The organism is Sphingomonas sp. (genome assembly GCF_032114135.1).
Lineage (GTDB): Bacteria > Pseudomonadota > Alphaproteobacteria > Sphingomonadales > Sphingomonadaceae > Sphingomonas.
Map to the genome: position 1 here is coordinate 20,312 of NZ_DAMCTA010000008.1, position 14,159 is coordinate 34,470.

Here is a 14,159-nt window from a genome sequence, read left to right on the forward strand (position 1 = left end):
GGCTCTTTCACAGTTGACGGACGGGGGGTGCGAGAGCCCGCCAACTGCGTGACCTAGTTACTGTTCAGGGAATATGAGAACGAAGGCCGCTCCAAAAGGTTGCGGGGTTAGAGGGACTTATCTGGCGCCGTTCGAAGCGTGGTGCGCGGACGAGCCGCGCTGCATAGTTCCTTATGCAGCTGGGGAGCCCGAACTAGCTGCCGTCTCCCTCGCCCGCCCCGCTCTGACGGCTCGCTCCCTGGTCCCGGCCTCCTGCCGAGCGGCGAAAGTCTATCTATTTGCGTCCGCTTTCAGGACGGTCGATCGGTCCCCTGAATGTCCGACTTTAGGGCGCTCAGCTGCCCGATAAGGCCCGGCTCTCCCCGCTTTGCCGCTACCCCTTCACACGTCGCCGCGGGGGTGCTGGCCGGCCCGTTCCCTAATCAGGCCACCTGAAGGAGGGAGGTTCAAGGCACAACGATCACTTCGCGATACTCCTACATGGTGGCAGTTCACCGAAAAACAACGATTGCGCTCTACCCTGAGGCGCAAGCAGTGCAGGCTGCAATTGTTCTGAGAATTGAAGCCTGAATTCCTTGCATCGAACCCTTCTTTGGTTGCGCAGATGCATGTCCCATCGTTTTCACTTTCCCCCTCTCAGCCCTGCTCTGCGGTTCACTGCCTTCGTGGCGGCGCCTGCGCTCTGCCTAGCGGCCTCGCTGGTCCTGTTCGGAACCTGGAGCCTGTGGGCGACGGCCAATCAGGTCGACGCGTCAATCCGCGGACGACAGGCGAACGACGTGCATCTTGCCTTGGGCGCGGTGCTCGACGATGTCGCGCAGAGCCAGGCGGGCGTCGCCATCTGGGACCCTGCCTATGCGGAGGTGCAGAAGGCCAAGCCTGACGCAGAGTGGCTCGACAAGAACGTGGGTGTTTGGCTGAACTACGTGTTCAATCATGAGCTCGACATCATCATCGACGGCCAGGACCGGCCGGTGTACGCCATGCGAGGCGGCGAGCGCGTCGCCCCGGCGATATTCGCGCGCGTCCGACCGGCGCTGCTCCCGCTGATCCACGCGGCTAGAGGCTCGCTCCGCCGGGCACCCAACACCCACGAGCGCTTGCCTGGCCAAAAACTGGCGCAGAACAGCACGGTGCGCACCTCGCCAACCGCGTTCCATGCGACCGACCTCGTACAGGTGTCTGGGCGTGCGGCCGCGGCCAGCGTGATGCGGATGATCCCGGACTCCAGGCTCGTGACCGGCCCTCCAGGGCGGCAGCCCATGCTGATCAGCATCCGCTTTCTGGACGGCAAGCTGATGAGCGACCTGAGCCGCATCCGGGGCATACGCGACGCGCAGATAGTGCCCGCACCGGTGTCGACGAAGACGGGCATGTACAGCGTGCCCCTGCGGTCGTCGCAAGGCATGCTGGTCGGTCATCTCGGCTGGCGACCGGACATGCCCGGCCGCGACATCCTGCGGTCGATAGCCAAGCGGGGCGGCGCGGCGGCGGCTGCGCTGATCGCTTTGTTGGCGGCACTCGTCTTCGTCGTCGGGCGATTGATGTTCAGGGATGCTCTTTCGATCGGTGCGCTCGAAGCCGCTCGAGTCGAGCTTCAGGCGAAGGAAGCGCGCGCCCAGTATCTCGCCAACCACGACGTGCTTACCGCCCTGCCGAACCGCGCTGCGTTCAATCGCTTTGTCGATGGTGCCGCCGGAAATGTCGCCCAGCAGGCACTCGGCGTGCTGCTCATCGACCTGGACAAATTCAAGCACGTGAACGACACGCTGGGCCATCTTGCCGGGGACCAACTCATCCAGAGCGTGGCAGGCCGCCTCTCGGCCCGGCTGCCCAACGGCGGGCTGCTGGCGCGACTGGGCGGCGACGAGTTCGCCATCTGCCTGACCGAGGGTCTCGAGGAAAAATCGCTCCAAACGCTTGCCGAAGCCTGCCTCGCCGAGCTTCGCAAGCCCTTCCCGATACTCGGGTCGGAAGTGCAGATCGGGGGCAGCATCGGCATCGCCACGGGAACCCCGCGCAGCTCCGATCGCACCGAGCTGCTGCGCAAGGCCGACATTGCGATGTACAGCGTCAAGGCCAGCGGCCGCGACGGCTATCGCTTCTTCACTGCGGAGATGGACGAGAGCCTCGCCAATCGGCGCGAGCTGGAGGAGGATTTGCGAAAGGCGCTGGGCACCCGGCGGCAGCTGTTCGTCGCCTATCAGCCGAAAATGGATGCAAACGGCGCGACAGTGGTCGGGTTGGAGGCGCTTGTCCGTTGGGATCACCCGGCAAAGGGTCTGCTAACGCCCGACCTCTTCATCCCGATCGCGGAGGAAGCGGGCATAATCCACGCGCTGGGCGGCTGGGTGCTGGCGGAAGCGTGCCGCGTTTCCAAACAATGGCCCGGTCTCACGATGGCGGTCAACGTGTCTCCCGTCCAGTTCAAGGCGGAAGGCTTTGCCGCAACCGTGCAATCCATCGTGCAGACCAGCGGCGTGGATCCACGGCAGATCGAACTCGAGGTAACCGAGGGGATCCTGATTGATGATGCCGAAGAAGTACGCGCCGCGCTGCAGGACCTGCGCGGCGCAGGCTTCCGGATCGCCCTGGACGATTTCGGCACTGGCTATTCCAGCCTGAGCTACCTGAAACGATTCAAGGTTGACCGCCTCAAGATCGACAAGAGTTTCGTCAAGCGGATAGGACGGGACCAGGAGGCGATTGCAATCGTCCAAGCGGTCATCGCCCTGGGTCACGCGATGAACCTGTCCGTCACAGCCGAAGGCGTCGAAACTAAGGAGCAGGGATCCATGCTCCGAACGATAGGCTGCAACGAGCTGCAGGGGTACCTTTTCTCTAAAGCTTTGCGCGAGGAGGAGCTATCCATCGTACTCGACGGCATCCCAAGCCGGGCCATCAGGGGGCAAAGGGCAGGCTGATTTGTCGCGTCGCGATCAGCCGTCGTCCGTTTGCGTCCGCTTATGGTAAGAGTGATCAGCCCGTTGAATGACAGCAAGTGGGCGCGCTGCTGCCTGGCGCCCCTGCCCTCCTCCGCGCGACCGTTACCGCCCCAATTTCGGACGTAGCTTATCCAAGTTGGTGCGCCTTTTGATCGCCGAGGCTATGGGCGCGGGATCGCTTGGTACACCATCGGCCCGTAAGCGACTGAGAGACCTTGTGCTCCCGCCCTGCCGGAGCAATGCGTTGCGTTATTTTTTCCACATCCGTGACGGGCGAGATTTGCCCGACGATGAAGGCATGAACTTCAACACTTTGCAGGACGCCCTGCGGCAAGCGATTGAGAGCGCCGGAGCGCTGATCAAAGATAGTGCCGACCACCTTTGGCCTGGCGAAGAGTGGAGCATGACGGTCACTGACGCTGCTGGTCTGGTGCTCTGTGCGCTTCAATTCACTAGCACGCTTGCTCCCGCAGGAGTTGGGCTGTTGGTCCAGCGACAATATTAGCTGGCGACTTCCGCTAACCACCCACTTCCAGCCAACAACCGCGGTTGTTGAATGCGGGCCGTTTGCGTCCGCTTTCAGGAAGGTCGATCGGCCTCCTGAATGTCCGAAACTGGGCGCCGAGCTGCCCGCCCTTGCTCATGCCCGTTTGAACCGTTCCAGCCAGCACAACCCTATGTGCCGGATGACAATGCGTGGGGGTGACTGCGCGCCTGCTCCCATCTGTGCTGTCGCGTTGAACTATCACCTCTACCAGGCAGTATATTCAGTGGAATATAGACGGCGGCGAGGACATGCCAAAAAAGGCGCGTATCGATATGGCTGGGCAGCGGTATGGGCGATTGGTCGCACTCAGCTATGAGGACCATGACCGCAGCGGCCCATGCGCTTTGGCGCTTCGCTTGCGACTGCGGCAGTGAGGTAATTGCGATAGGAAAGAACGTGCGGACCGGCGCAACGTCAAGCTGCGGGTGCCTTCACCGTGAGATCAGCGCTGCGCGACTGCTCGAGCATGGGCATCGCGCAGCGAAGCGCCATGGAGCGACCTACCGAGCGTGGCAGCAGATGCGGCAGATGCGCGCCGCGAAGATCTGCGATCGCTGGGCCAGCTTCGAGAGCTTTTTCGAAGATCTCGGCGAACGGCCTCCGGCCACCAAATTGATCCGCGTTGACGTGCTTCTTGCCTTCGGACCCGCCAACTGCCGGTGGGCGGCGGTTGAAAACAGAGGAACGCGTGCGGCCGCGGGCTGGGTAAAGCGGCGCAGCAAGACAGCTACTGCTCCAATCCCTGTAATCGACGCAAGCCAATGCAGGCCGTCATTGTCGAAAGTCGCCGTGACAGGGGGGATTGATACCAGACATGGCGCATGGCGCGAAGCTCCGTGACACACTAAGAAGGCAGCTCCCTTCGCCTATTAGGAACGACCATGAAGCTGAGCGCTCGTAATCAGATCTCCGGCACCATCGCTGCAATTACCCCCGGAGCGGTCAACGGAATCGTGAAGGTTGATATCGGCGGTGGGAATGTCGTCACTGCGAGCATCACGGAAGGGGCGATACACGATCTTGAACTGGCGATCGGTGACAACGTCACGGTAGTTGTGAAGGCAAGCGACGTCCTGATCGGAAAATAGAGTGAAGATCGGCTCACTCTGGCTCAAGGTTCAAATCGCATGCGGCGATGCGCTCGCGCTCGGACCCGGCAAAGCCGATTTGATCGAGGCGATCGCCGCGCAAGGATCGATCTCGGGAGCCGCGCGCAGCATGGGTATGAGCTATCGGCGCGCTTGGCTGCTGGTAGACGAGATGAACCGCTGCTTCGACCCACCCCTGGTCGAGACCTTGCGTGGCGGGGGACTGGAACGGGGCGCGCGCGTCACCGAAACGGGTCTCGTCGTCGTCGCGGCCTATCGCGAGATGGAGCGCGACGCTGCCGCGATCGCGGAACGTCCCGCCTATGCGCGCCTGCGGTCGCACTTGCGCGTCGCGCCCCGGGCGGCCGAGGACTGATACCGAAGTTTTATATTCCACTGGATACAGTCTCGATATACGGACGGAAATAATGCGCGGGGGCACCCGGGCAAAAGGGGATCCGTTCATGTCCAATGCCTTCGTCCTTTCGCTAGGTGCACTCGCCCTGATTGCCGTGGCTGCACCAGCCGGCGCGCAAACCGAGGATCCCCAATCGAAGTCGCAGCTGGGGGTACAGGGCGACGACGCCGACGCATCCGGATTGGCCGAGGTGGTGGTGACCGCCCGCCGCCGCGCCGAGGATGCGCAGCGCGTGCCTGCGGCAATGTCGGTCGTCGGCGGCGACCTGCTCGACCAGAGCTACACGGTGAACACGCAAGGGCTCACCACCCTGATCCCCAGCCTCAACTACAGCTCCGCCAATCCGCGCAACACCGCCTTCACCATTCGCGGCCTGGGATCGAGCGTCGTCGCGGTCAGCCAGGCCAATGACGGGCTGGAACCGGGCGTCGGCTTCTATGTCGACCAAGTCTATCACGCCCGTCCCGCCACCGCCGCCTTCGACTTTGCCGACATCGCGCAGGTGGAGGAACTGCGGGGGCCGCAGGGCACCCTGTTCGGCAAGAACACCACCGCCGGTGCGCTCAACATCACGACGCGCGCGCCGAGCTTCACCCGCGAAGGTTTCGTCGAGCTTTCCTACGGCGACTACAACTTCGTCCAGGCCAAGGGTTGGGCTTCAGGGCCGATCTCGGACGTGCTGGCCTATCGGGTCTCCGGCGTCTCCACCCGGCGCGACGGCGTGCTGGACAATGTCCGCACGGGCGTGGCCGCCAACACGCTCGGCACGCAGGCGGTGCGCGGGCAGTTGCTCTACAAGCCCGATGATCGGCTGCAGGTGCGGCTGATCGCGGACTTCACCAATTTCCAGGCCTATTGCTGCACCCAGGTCTACCTGCGCACCGGCACGAGCCTGCGCGCTGCCAGCCGCCAGTTCGGCGGTCCCTCTGGTCTAGCCGCGCAGTTTGGCTATGCGCCGCCCAGCACCAACCCCTATGATCGCAAGGTCGATATCGATGGCCCGCTGAACACCGACACCAACGAGGGCGGCGTCAGCGCGATCGTCGACTGGAATCTGGGCTCTTCAACGCTCACCTCGATAAGCGCGTGGCGCTTCTGGAATTGGGATGCGGAGAATGACCGCGACTACACCGGCATTCCGGTGCAAATGTCGCAGCACATCCCCTCGCGGCAGGACCAGTACAGCCAAGAGTTCCGCCTCGCCTCGAATGGCGAGCGCGCGCTGTCCTACGTCGCCGGGCTCTACCTGTTCGGCCAGAAGATCGTCGGGCGGCCGATCAGCATCTACGGTCCGGCGGCGGCACGCTATCTGATCGGGACCACCACCGGCACCAACGCCACACCCGTGCCCGCAAACCTGCTCGACGGCTATGGTCAGGATGGCCGCACCGACTTCCATACCATGAGCTATGCGGCGTTCGGCGAGGTGAACTGGCGCATCGTGCCCGACCTGACGCTGACGGGCGGCCTGCGGTACACCCAGGAGGACAAGGACGGCAGCTATAACACCACGGTGTTCGGCGGTCCTGCGACTACCAACGCAGCGTTGACGGCGGCCCGGCTTGGGGTCCTCCGCCCTCAGAGCTACACCGCGCACGACAATGACGGCAGCCTGTCGGGCCGCGCCAACATCGCCTGGCAGGCGACGCCGGGCACCATGGCCTATGCCAGCTATGCCCGCGGCTTCAAATCGGGCGGCATCAACATGTCGGGCCTGCCGCTCGACAACAACAACCAACCGGTGCTCGCCACCGCAGTCGTGCGCCCTGAGCGGAACGAAACTTACGAGGTCGGCCTCAAGAACAGCTTCTTTGGCCGCCGTCTGCTGCTGAATGTCGACGGCTTCTATACCAAGGTCCACAACTTCCAGGCGACCGTCGTCGAGAACTCGCTGACCCAGACGGTGCAGCTGCGCGGCTATCTGTCCAATATCCCCGAAGTGACCGTGAAGGGCATCGAGGCCGACGCGACCGCGCTCCTGCTGCCGGGGCTGAGCGTGCGGGGGAGCCTCGCTTATTCAGATGGTCGGTATACAGACTATCCGTCTGGACCGTGCCCCCTGGAAGTGCAGACCGCAGCTACGACCCAGTGCAGTCTCACCGGCAAGCGGCTGGCGTCGCTTCCGCGCTTCGCCTTCACCGCCGGCGCCGACTACGTTCGACGGGTGGGCGCGGGCGAGGTCATGCTGCACATCGATACGGCGTCGCGCAGCAGCTATAACGGCGACCCAGGGCTGTCGCGCTTCACGATGATCGATGGATACAACCTCACGAACGCCAACATCGGCTATCGTCTTCCGAACGGCATCGAACTCATCGTGTTTGCCCGCAATCTGTTCGCCTCCGACTACATCCAGAACCTGACGATCCAGGCGGGCAACTCAGGCCTAATCGTAGGAACCCCAAGCGATCCTCGGACAATCGGGGGTACAATCCGTTTCAGGCTTTAATTTCTGAAGGGCGGCTCCGCTTCGAAAGTGCCGAACGGTGCGGGGCCAGTCTCCACCCCCCTGCTCTCCGACTGGTGGTCGGGCGCTGTCCGTCTGCGTCCGCTTTTGGTAGGATCGGTAAGTCTGCTGAACGGCCGGAACTGGGCGCGCAACTGCCTGGTGTCCCCGCCCGCCTTCCTGCGGCCGCTCCCGACCAAGCTCGGTCCTTCGCCGACCGGGTTTTAAACGGGTGCTCGTGCCGAAACCCGCCAGTCCCGTGTCTATGGCCCAACTGCCCTCACACATCCGGTAGGAGCCTTGAGAAGGCTTGCCGAAGGCCGCGTCTTCGGCAAGCTGCGCTAGACTAATACTGCAGCTATAGCCGCAGCGCCAGTTGACTCTAAAGTCTACATATGTCGATAAATGCGCGTTGGCGTCAGCTTCCGAACGGGCATTCCGTGTCGCGGATCGACGTCGCTGGAGGTGCAGCAATGACTTACGCACGAACCACGATGCTCGCCTTGCTGCTTGGCACGGGCGCAGCGGTGCCAGCGGTGGCAGACGCCTCCCCATTACCTTGCCGGATGCCAGACCGTGACGCGGGTGGCCTCACCAATCGCCACACCCGCGCGGTCGAAACCAACCTGTTGTCGCCGGTGCGTGCGCCAGGGGACGGGCCATCTAGCCTGGCGGTGCGCATACGCCTCTATGGCGTACCGGGGATCAGCATCGCGGTCGTCCACCGGGGCCGAATAGACTGGGCCCGCGGCTGGGGCGTGCGGGACACTGCTAGTTGCGCGCCCGTCACGCCGGATACGGCGTTCCAGGCGGCGTCGATCAGCAAGGTTGCCACCGCCGTGATCGCACTCCGTCTGGTGAAGCAGCGCAAACTGGCGCTCGACAGCGACATCAACCTGTCCCTGCGGAGCTGGCACCTCCCTGGCGATGCCCGTCTGGCGCCGCGGGGTGTCACGCTGCGGCAACTGCTGAGCCACACGGCCGGGCTGGGCGTACATGGCTTCGACGGCTATCTCCCCGGAGCGCCGTTGCCGACGACGGTGCAGATCCTGGAGGGCGCGGCGCCGGCCAACAACATGGCGGTGCGCGCGTGCTGCCGGCGGGGGCGCAATTCCAATATTCCGGCGGTGGCTATGTTCTCACCCAGCTCGCCCTGCAGGATGTAACCGGCCTGCCACTTGCCGAGCTCGCGCAGCGCGAACTCCTCGGCCCCTTGCGCATGACGCGGAGCGCCTTCGCGCAGCCGCCATCCGCCGACCTCCTCGCAAACATCGTCTTCGGCCATGTCGCGGGCCAGCCGGTGCGCGGCAACTATCACGTCTATCCCGAGCTGGCGCCGGCGGGGCTATGGACAAGCGCCGGCGATCTCGCGCGCCTGCTGATCGACCTGCAGGCGTCGGCCGCCGGTCGGCGGGGCCATCGGCTGTCCCCGGCGATGGCGCGGGCGATGCTGCGGCCGGTCAAAGACCATTGGGGGCTGGGCGTCGAGCTCTACACCACCGCGCCTGAACGCTTCGGACATGACGGGGTCAACGAAGGCTTCCAGTCGTACATGATCGCCTATGCCGGCAAGGGCGAGGGCATTGTCGCGCTCACCAATGGCGGTCAGGGCCGGCGGCTGATCGACGAGGTCGTCCGCGCGGTGGCAACCGACTATGGCTGGGCGGACATCGCGCCGCCCGCGGTGCAGGAAAAGCAGCTCCCGCTTGCCGTGCTGGCAAAGGCGGCGGGGCGGTTCGAGGGCGGAGGACTTTCGGTGCGACTGGAAGCCCTTCCTGAAGGATTGTTCGCCGATGCGGGCGCACCCAGTCCGGAGCGGCTGATGGCGCTGTCGCCGACGCGGTTCTTCTCCAACGCGCTCGGCGTGGTGATTGCCTTCGATGCGGACTATGCAAGTTTCACGATCGTCGAAGGCGGGCCGCCGATGCGCCTCGTCCGGACGGCCGTAGCGTCGGCGGCCTCGGGCAAGAACCGCTGACCCGAGCAACACGGCGCAGGCGCTTGACTCTTAAATCTACATATGTTGGTATGATGCCATGGTTCGGAATCGAAAGCCCTCGCAGCAGATGTGTCGCCTCCTCGAAGCGCTCTCGGAGACGCAGGGCGAATGGCGACATGGCTATGACCTGATGAAGGCCACCAGCCTGTTGTCCGGGACGCTGTATCCGTTGCTGATGCGGATGACCGAGCAGGGGCTCGTCGAGGCCGAGTGGCGCGAGCCCGCCCAGCCCGGACGCCCCGCGCGTCACGCTTACCGCCTGACCTCGGCGGGCCTCGCCCTTGCGCGCGACCTCGCCGGCAGTGCGCCGGGCCAACCGCTCAAGGGAGCGCTGGCATGAAGGCATGGTTCGCACGCGCGCTGCTCCGCCTGGCGGCCGCTTGCCTCGGCGAGCGCAAGCGCGACTGGGCGATGGCGATGGAAGCGGAACTCGACACGGCGATCGCCGAAGGCGCGCCGGTGCAGTTCGCGTTCGGGTGCCTCCTGGCGGCAGGGCGCGGGCTGTTCGCGGCCGAGGAAGGGCAATTCGTCCTCACCAGCTATGCCGTGGCGATCGGGGTGCTGCTGCCGATGGCGGCGCTGCAGATCGGCTGCGCGCTGTTCGGGCTGCCCTATCTCTATCCCGGTCGGCACGGACTGGGCGGCGCGCTGATCGACGGCGGCCTGCAGGAGAGCCTGCTGCGCGGCGTCTACCAGGCGGCGATCCCGTCGCTGGCGCTGCTCCAGCTGCTGATCGGGCTGGGGCATCTGCGGATCGCCTGGGTGGTGCTGGAGCGCGATTGGGCGGCAGCGCTTCGCTGGGGTAGCCTGAGCCTGGCCGCATCGGCGACGCTGGTGACGTTCCTCAGCGTGTTGTTCATCGATGGCCGGCAGGCGCTGCTCCAGGGCGCGGTGCTCGCGATCGAGCTGGCGATCATTGCCAGCGTGGCGCGCTGGCACGCACATTTCTCGCCCGGTTCGGCACCCACGCCGGTCCGGTAAGCACGTCGTACTGCGACGAATTCGAGACGGTCTTCGGGTGCACCGCCCCGGAGCGCGTGGCCGCATTGCTGCAAGCGGTGCCATTAAGCGACGCGTTCGTCGCTGCGGAGCCCCCGCCGCATCCTCGGAGCAAGGAGAAGATGCATGCGAACCGCAGCCCTTCCTTCCATCCTGCGCTGTTCGGCGACAGCCTTGTTCCTGCTGCCTCTCGGGGCGGCCGTCGCGGGGCCGGAGAGCCCCCCCGCGAGCCGGTCCCCTTTTTTGGGAACCTGGGAGCTCGACCTTAGCCGCATGCCCTCCAACTATGGTCCGCCACCCCGCCGGGTCCTCTACACCTTTGAGGATGTCGGCGCTGGTCAGTGGCGGACCACTGTCGACATCACCGCGCCGGACGGCAGCGTCCGGCACATGGCGGTGCGCTACGCACGCGACGGATCGGCGTCGGCAGGCGAAGGCGACAACTCGGAAGCCGACAGCGCCGCGATCAACCAGCCGGCGTCCAACGTGCTGGTCATGAGCCTTGCGAAGAACAAGATGCTCGGCTCGGTGCGGGTCTATGCAATCTCATCGGGCGGCAAGGAAATGACGGAGTCTGCGGCGGCTGCGGACGCCGGTGGAGCGCCCTTCGTCAGAAACTTCCATTTCCGCCGCCCGAGGTGAGCCAGCCGCTTTACCGGCAGTGACATAAAGGCAATCGGCGTGATCGGCAGGCGGGATCGTGGCGATCATCCTATGGCGCGATCAGCGCCAATCAACAGCGGAGAAAATCATGAAGTTGTTGGTGCTCCTCAGCGCCGCGGTGCTGTCGGCGTGCGCCGGCGATACGTCGGCGGTGGCATTCCCGCCGCGCATGGTCGTCGCCTATCGCGATCTGCGGCTTGATGCCGCAGATGATCGCGCCAGACTGGTACGCCGGGTCGACCTTGCTGCTGGCTCCTTCTGCAAGGCTTACGACCCGATGGACCCAGATACGCGCTTCGATGCTCAGCTGGCGAGCGAGCGGAACTGTCCCGGTGCTGCCGCTATTCTGCTGGCGCAGCATATGCCTGCGAACGTCCGACGGGCGTATCGTGCGGGGCGTCGAGAACAAGGTCCAAGCCGAATACCGGCGATGCGCAAACCGAAAAGGCCTGCCTCGAATTGGCGCCGTCTAGGGGCGGAAGCCGGGGCGACAGCGCCCGCTTTCCGTTGTCGGGTGCTGATCGCGCCAAACCTGCAGCGCGAGACTTACTCGCCAGTGCATATTGTGGAGCGAAGGCGAAGAAGTATGTGATCTCCTCGCTCAGGCGAGCCGCCGGGTGACCGCAATGCCCGCCCGCATACCGATGAACAAACAGAAGTGTCGGCTCTTACTCGAAGCCGACACTGGGGGAGCCGCGATACAATGACGGCTTCGTTCCAGTTCCAGTCCCTGCAGCGCGGATCCGAGCGTCGGTCGTTTGCGTCCGCTTCTGCTGAAACCGCCATTCGGGTTGTGCAAACTGGCGGTTCAGCTTTCGCCCAAAATCGGCCGTTCAGATCTTTGATTGGCGATCCTAAAAGCCGTCATTCAATAGGTGGGCTAATTCACATTGTCCCATCCCCGACGCTCGGCTTTGGTCAAGAAACATTGGAGACAGGCTGTGTGAAGTCGGGCGGTTAGACGCTCATCGTCCTAGGGTTGGGCGCCAGTTCCGCTTCGGGGTCCCCAAACGGAGTTCCGCCAACCTAGGTCCGCTTCCAGTGATTGGGATTGCTGATCGTTGAAACCGCTTTACGCGGCCAGGCGATGTAGTGAGGCAATCACGCGGTCCTGCCGGTATGGCTTGGGGAAGAAGACAGCCTCTGCAGGCATCACTGTGCTTGGAGGCAAGGGCTTTCCCGACGTGATGATGATCTTAATTGGAGGCCAGCGGTCGCGAATGCACGCGGCGAGCTTAATGCCGTCCAGTCCGCCGGGCATGTCGATGTCGGTAAAGACGATCCTTATGTCCGGTCTGCTCTCCAATATCGCGATGGCCTCGGCGGCGCTGGCTGCTTCCAACGCTTCGTAGCCGGCATCTTCGACCACCTGTGCCGCGAAAAGCCGCAACAACGGCTCGTCCTCAACGACAAGGACGATTGGGACGGAAGCTTTACGAGTATCAATCATCGTTTCCTGCTACGCCTATACCAAGTGCTCGATGGAGGCTCGCAGGTCGGCCTCGAGTCCTTCGGACTCATAGCGAAGTTCAGTTCCGCCCGTCCCAGTCAGACCAAGTTGTATCAGTCTGGAGCCAAAGCCTTTCTTGCTAGGCGCGGCAATAGGGGGCCCGCCGCGCTCGCGCCAGCGAACTATCAGCGAAGCAGTCGGGCCGCTTCCGTCAATACTCCATGTCAGTTCGACGCGACCATCCTCCGTGCACAGTGAGCCATATTTGCATGCATTCGTCATCAGCTCATGAACGATGAGGGAAAAAGATAGCGCGGCGCGTGCGCCTAGCGGAACCGAAGGACCATCAAGGGTGACGCGCTCAACGAAGCCGACCGTTTCCACCACAGCTTCGGCCACCGTTCGCAGGTCAGCGTCCTTCCAGCTCTTCTGAACCAAAACGTCGTGGGCGGCACTCAGCGCCACGAGGCGGCGCTCGAAGCTCTCCACCGGCTCGCGCTCGGAAACGGCGCGCAAAGTCTGACTAGCGATCGCCTGAACCATCGAAAGCATGTTCTTGAGGCGGTGATTGATCTCGCCGTTGAGAATGCTTTGCTGCTGTTCCGCGCGCAGGCGAGCGACACCCGCCTCAAGCCGATCTGCAACTCCGCGGAGGAATAGCAGCTCGTCAGTTGTCCATATGCGCGGTCGTGCGGCGTTGACGATGAAGATGGCGACCGTGCGTCCGCGCTCCCGCACCGGCATGTTGACCAGTGCGTTGATGTCGAGCGCGTGCATCGCAGCTGTCGTATCTGAGGTCCGGTGATCGGTCGTCACGTCCTCGATCACAAGCGGTTCGCCCGCCACCAGCTCGTGGCGAAGTGCACCGTAATCGTTGAAACGGTGACGCCCAGCGATGCTAGCAACACCCGGTGCGGTCCAGTCCGCCTCCACGTCGACAATCTCCACGTCTGGGTCGACGACCCCGAAACTCGCCCGTTCAACCTTGAGGACACGCCCTACTATGGCAGCCACCCCCGCGGTCATATTAACCGCCCCATCGCTAGCGCGGATGCGCTCGCCAATTTCGATCAGCGCCGATTGTAGCTCTAGCAGCCGCGCACTGGTCTGAGCAGCGAGCCGGAGATCGAGCTGATCCGACACCTGACGTCCCAAGGCGCGCAGGAGTGTTGCCTGTTCGTGCGTAAGCCCTTCCGGGCGCGGCCTCGTATCGATTACACATAGCCGTCCTACCACAACCCCGGAGCGGAGGATCAGGGGTGCGCCTGCATAGAAGCGAAATGCTCGCTCGCCGACTACGAGCGGATTCAATGCGGTATTGGGATCACAGGTCAGATCGGGGATGATCAGCATGTCGGCATCGTCCACGTCGATCTGGCACACCGACTGAGCGATCTCGGTCTGCCCGACGTCGAGGCCAACGCGGGCCTTAAACCACTGCCGGTCATGATCGAGGAGGCTGATTAGCGCGATCGGCGTATCGCACGTACGCGAAGCGATAAAGACGATGTCATCGAACGCCTGCTCTTCCGGAGTGTCGAGTACCGCCAACTCCCTCAGCGCGCCTGCGCGACGTACGGCCGGACCATGTGGCAATTTTCGCC

Annotated in this window: 13 protein-coding genes; 11 read left to right on the top strand and 2 right to left on the bottom strand. The window is 63.9% G+C overall.

Translation table 11 applies throughout. The features are described from left to right. The first annotated feature begins 608 nt into the window (after nt 1–608). The 11 genes from RT655_RS19430 (at nt 609) to RT655_RS19480 (ending at nt 11,697) form a co-directional block, all read left to right on the top strand. Nucleotides 609–2,924: a putative bifunctional diguanylate cyclase/phosphodiesterase gene (locus RT655_RS19430; protein WP_313540305.1), complete on the top strand. Its 2,316-nt coding sequence runs from the start codon at nt 609–611 to the stop codon at nt 2,922–2,924. Nucleotides 2,925–3,189: 265 nt separating this feature from the next. Continuing rightward, a complete protein-coding gene (locus RT655_RS19435; protein WP_313540308.1) occupies nt 3,190–3,450 on the top strand; it encodes a DUF6894 family protein in 261 nt (86 codons plus the stop codon). A gap of 923 nt (nt 3,451–4,373) precedes the next feature. Further along, nucleotides 4,374–4,580 (top strand): TOBE domain-containing protein, encoded by a 207-nt coding sequence (locus RT655_RS19440; protein WP_313540311.1) that lies wholly within the window; start codon nt 4,374–4,376, stop codon nt 4,578–4,580. A gap of 1 nt (nt 4,581) precedes the next feature. After that, nucleotides 4,582–4,956 (top strand): LysR family transcriptional regulator, encoded by a 375-nt coding sequence (locus RT655_RS19445; RefSeq protein WP_313540314.1) that lies wholly within the window; start codon nt 4,582–4,584, stop codon nt 4,954–4,956. 88 nt (nt 4,957–5,044) lie between these two features. Then, nucleotides 5,045–7,447 carry a TonB-dependent receptor gene (locus tag RT655_RS19450; protein WP_313540317.1) on the top strand — a complete coding sequence of 801 codons (2,403 nt, stop codon included), beginning with the start codon at nt 5,045–5,047 and terminating at the stop codon, nt 7,445–7,447. A gap of 563 nt (nt 7,448–8,010) precedes the next feature. Then, the gene (locus RT655_RS19455; protein ID WP_313540320.1) at nt 8,011–8,610 is read left to right on the top strand and encodes a serine hydrolase domain-containing protein; all 600 of its coding nucleotides are present in this window, start codon (nt 8,011–8,013) and stop codon (nt 8,608–8,610) included. After that, nucleotides 8,535–9,422, top strand: a complete 888-nt coding sequence (locus tag RT655_RS19460; RefSeq protein ID WP_313540323.1) for a serine hydrolase domain-containing protein — start codon at nt 8,535–8,537, stop codon at nt 9,420–9,422. Before RT655_RS19455 ends, RT655_RS19460 begins: the two co-directional genes overlap by 76 nt. A gap of 88 nt (nt 9,423–9,510) precedes the next feature. After that, a complete protein-coding gene (locus RT655_RS19465) occupies nt 9,511–9,783 on the top strand; it encodes a PadR family transcriptional regulator (protein ID WP_313540325.1) in 273 nt (90 codons plus the stop codon). After that, nucleotides 9,780–10,424, top strand: a complete 645-nt coding sequence (locus RT655_RS19470) for a hypothetical protein (RefSeq protein WP_313540328.1) — start codon at nt 9,780–9,782, stop codon at nt 10,422–10,424. Before RT655_RS19465 ends, RT655_RS19470 begins: the two co-directional genes overlap by 4 nt. 144 nt (nt 10,425–10,568) lie before the next feature. Next, nucleotides 10,569–11,084, top strand: a complete 516-nt coding sequence (locus RT655_RS19475) for a hypothetical protein (RefSeq protein WP_313540331.1) — start codon at nt 10,569–10,571, stop codon at nt 11,082–11,084. A 58-nt stretch (nt 11,085–11,142) separates the two neighbouring features. Beyond that, nucleotides 11,143–11,697, top strand: a complete 555-nt coding sequence (locus RT655_RS19480) for a UrcA family protein (protein WP_313540334.1) — start codon at nt 11,143–11,145, stop codon at nt 11,695–11,697. Nucleotides 11,698–12,177: 480 nt separating this feature from the next. Here the strand turns inward: RT655_RS19480 and RT655_RS19485 are convergent, their stop codons facing one another. Both RT655_RS19485 and RT655_RS19490 read right to left on the bottom strand, forming a co-directional pair. Next, nucleotides 12,178–12,555, bottom strand: coding sequence for a response regulator (locus tag RT655_RS19485; RefSeq protein ID WP_313540337.1), 378 nt, complete (start codon nt 12,553–12,555; stop codon nt 12,178–12,180). A 15-nt stretch (nt 12,556–12,570) separates the two neighbouring features. Continuing rightward, the gene (locus RT655_RS19490; protein WP_313540340.1) at nt 12,571–14,106 is read right to left on the bottom strand and encodes a sensor histidine kinase; all 1,536 of its coding nucleotides are present in this window, start codon (nt 14,104–14,106) and stop codon (nt 12,571–12,573) included. Between the last annotated feature and the right edge of the window lie 53 nt (nt 14,107–14,159).

Bases quoted from the DNA above. Each gene is read 5' to 3' on its own strand.
- RT655_RS19465 (WP_313540325.1), top strand. From the start codon at position 9,511: ATGTGTCGCCTCCTCGAAGCGCTCTCGGAGACGCAGGGCGAATGGCGA.
- RT655_RS19440 (WP_313540311.1), top strand. From the start codon at position 4,374: ATGAAGCTGAGCGCTCGTAATCAGATCTCCGGCACCATCGCTGCAATT.
- RT655_RS19455 (WP_313540320.1), top strand. From the start codon at position 8,011: ATGCCAGACCGTGACGCGGGTGGCCTCACCAATCGCCACACCCGCGCG.
- RT655_RS19470 (WP_313540328.1), top strand. From the start codon at position 9,780: ATGAAGGCATGGTTCGCACGCGCGCTGCTCCGCCTGGCGGCCGCTTGC.
- RT655_RS19475 (WP_313540331.1), top strand. From the start codon at position 10,569: ATGCGAACCGCAGCCCTTCCTTCCATCCTGCGCTGTTCGGCGACAGCC.
- RT655_RS19485 (WP_313540337.1), bottom strand. From the start codon at position 12,555: ATGATTGATACTCGTAAAGCTTCCGTCCCAATCGTCCTTGTCGTTGAG.
- RT655_RS19450 (WP_313540317.1), top strand. From the start codon at position 5,045: ATGTCCAATGCCTTCGTCCTTTCGCTAGGTGCACTCGCCCTGATTGCC.
- RT655_RS19430 (WP_313540305.1), top strand. From the start codon at position 609: ATGTCCCATCGTTTTCACTTTCCCCCTCTCAGCCCTGCTCTGCGGTTC.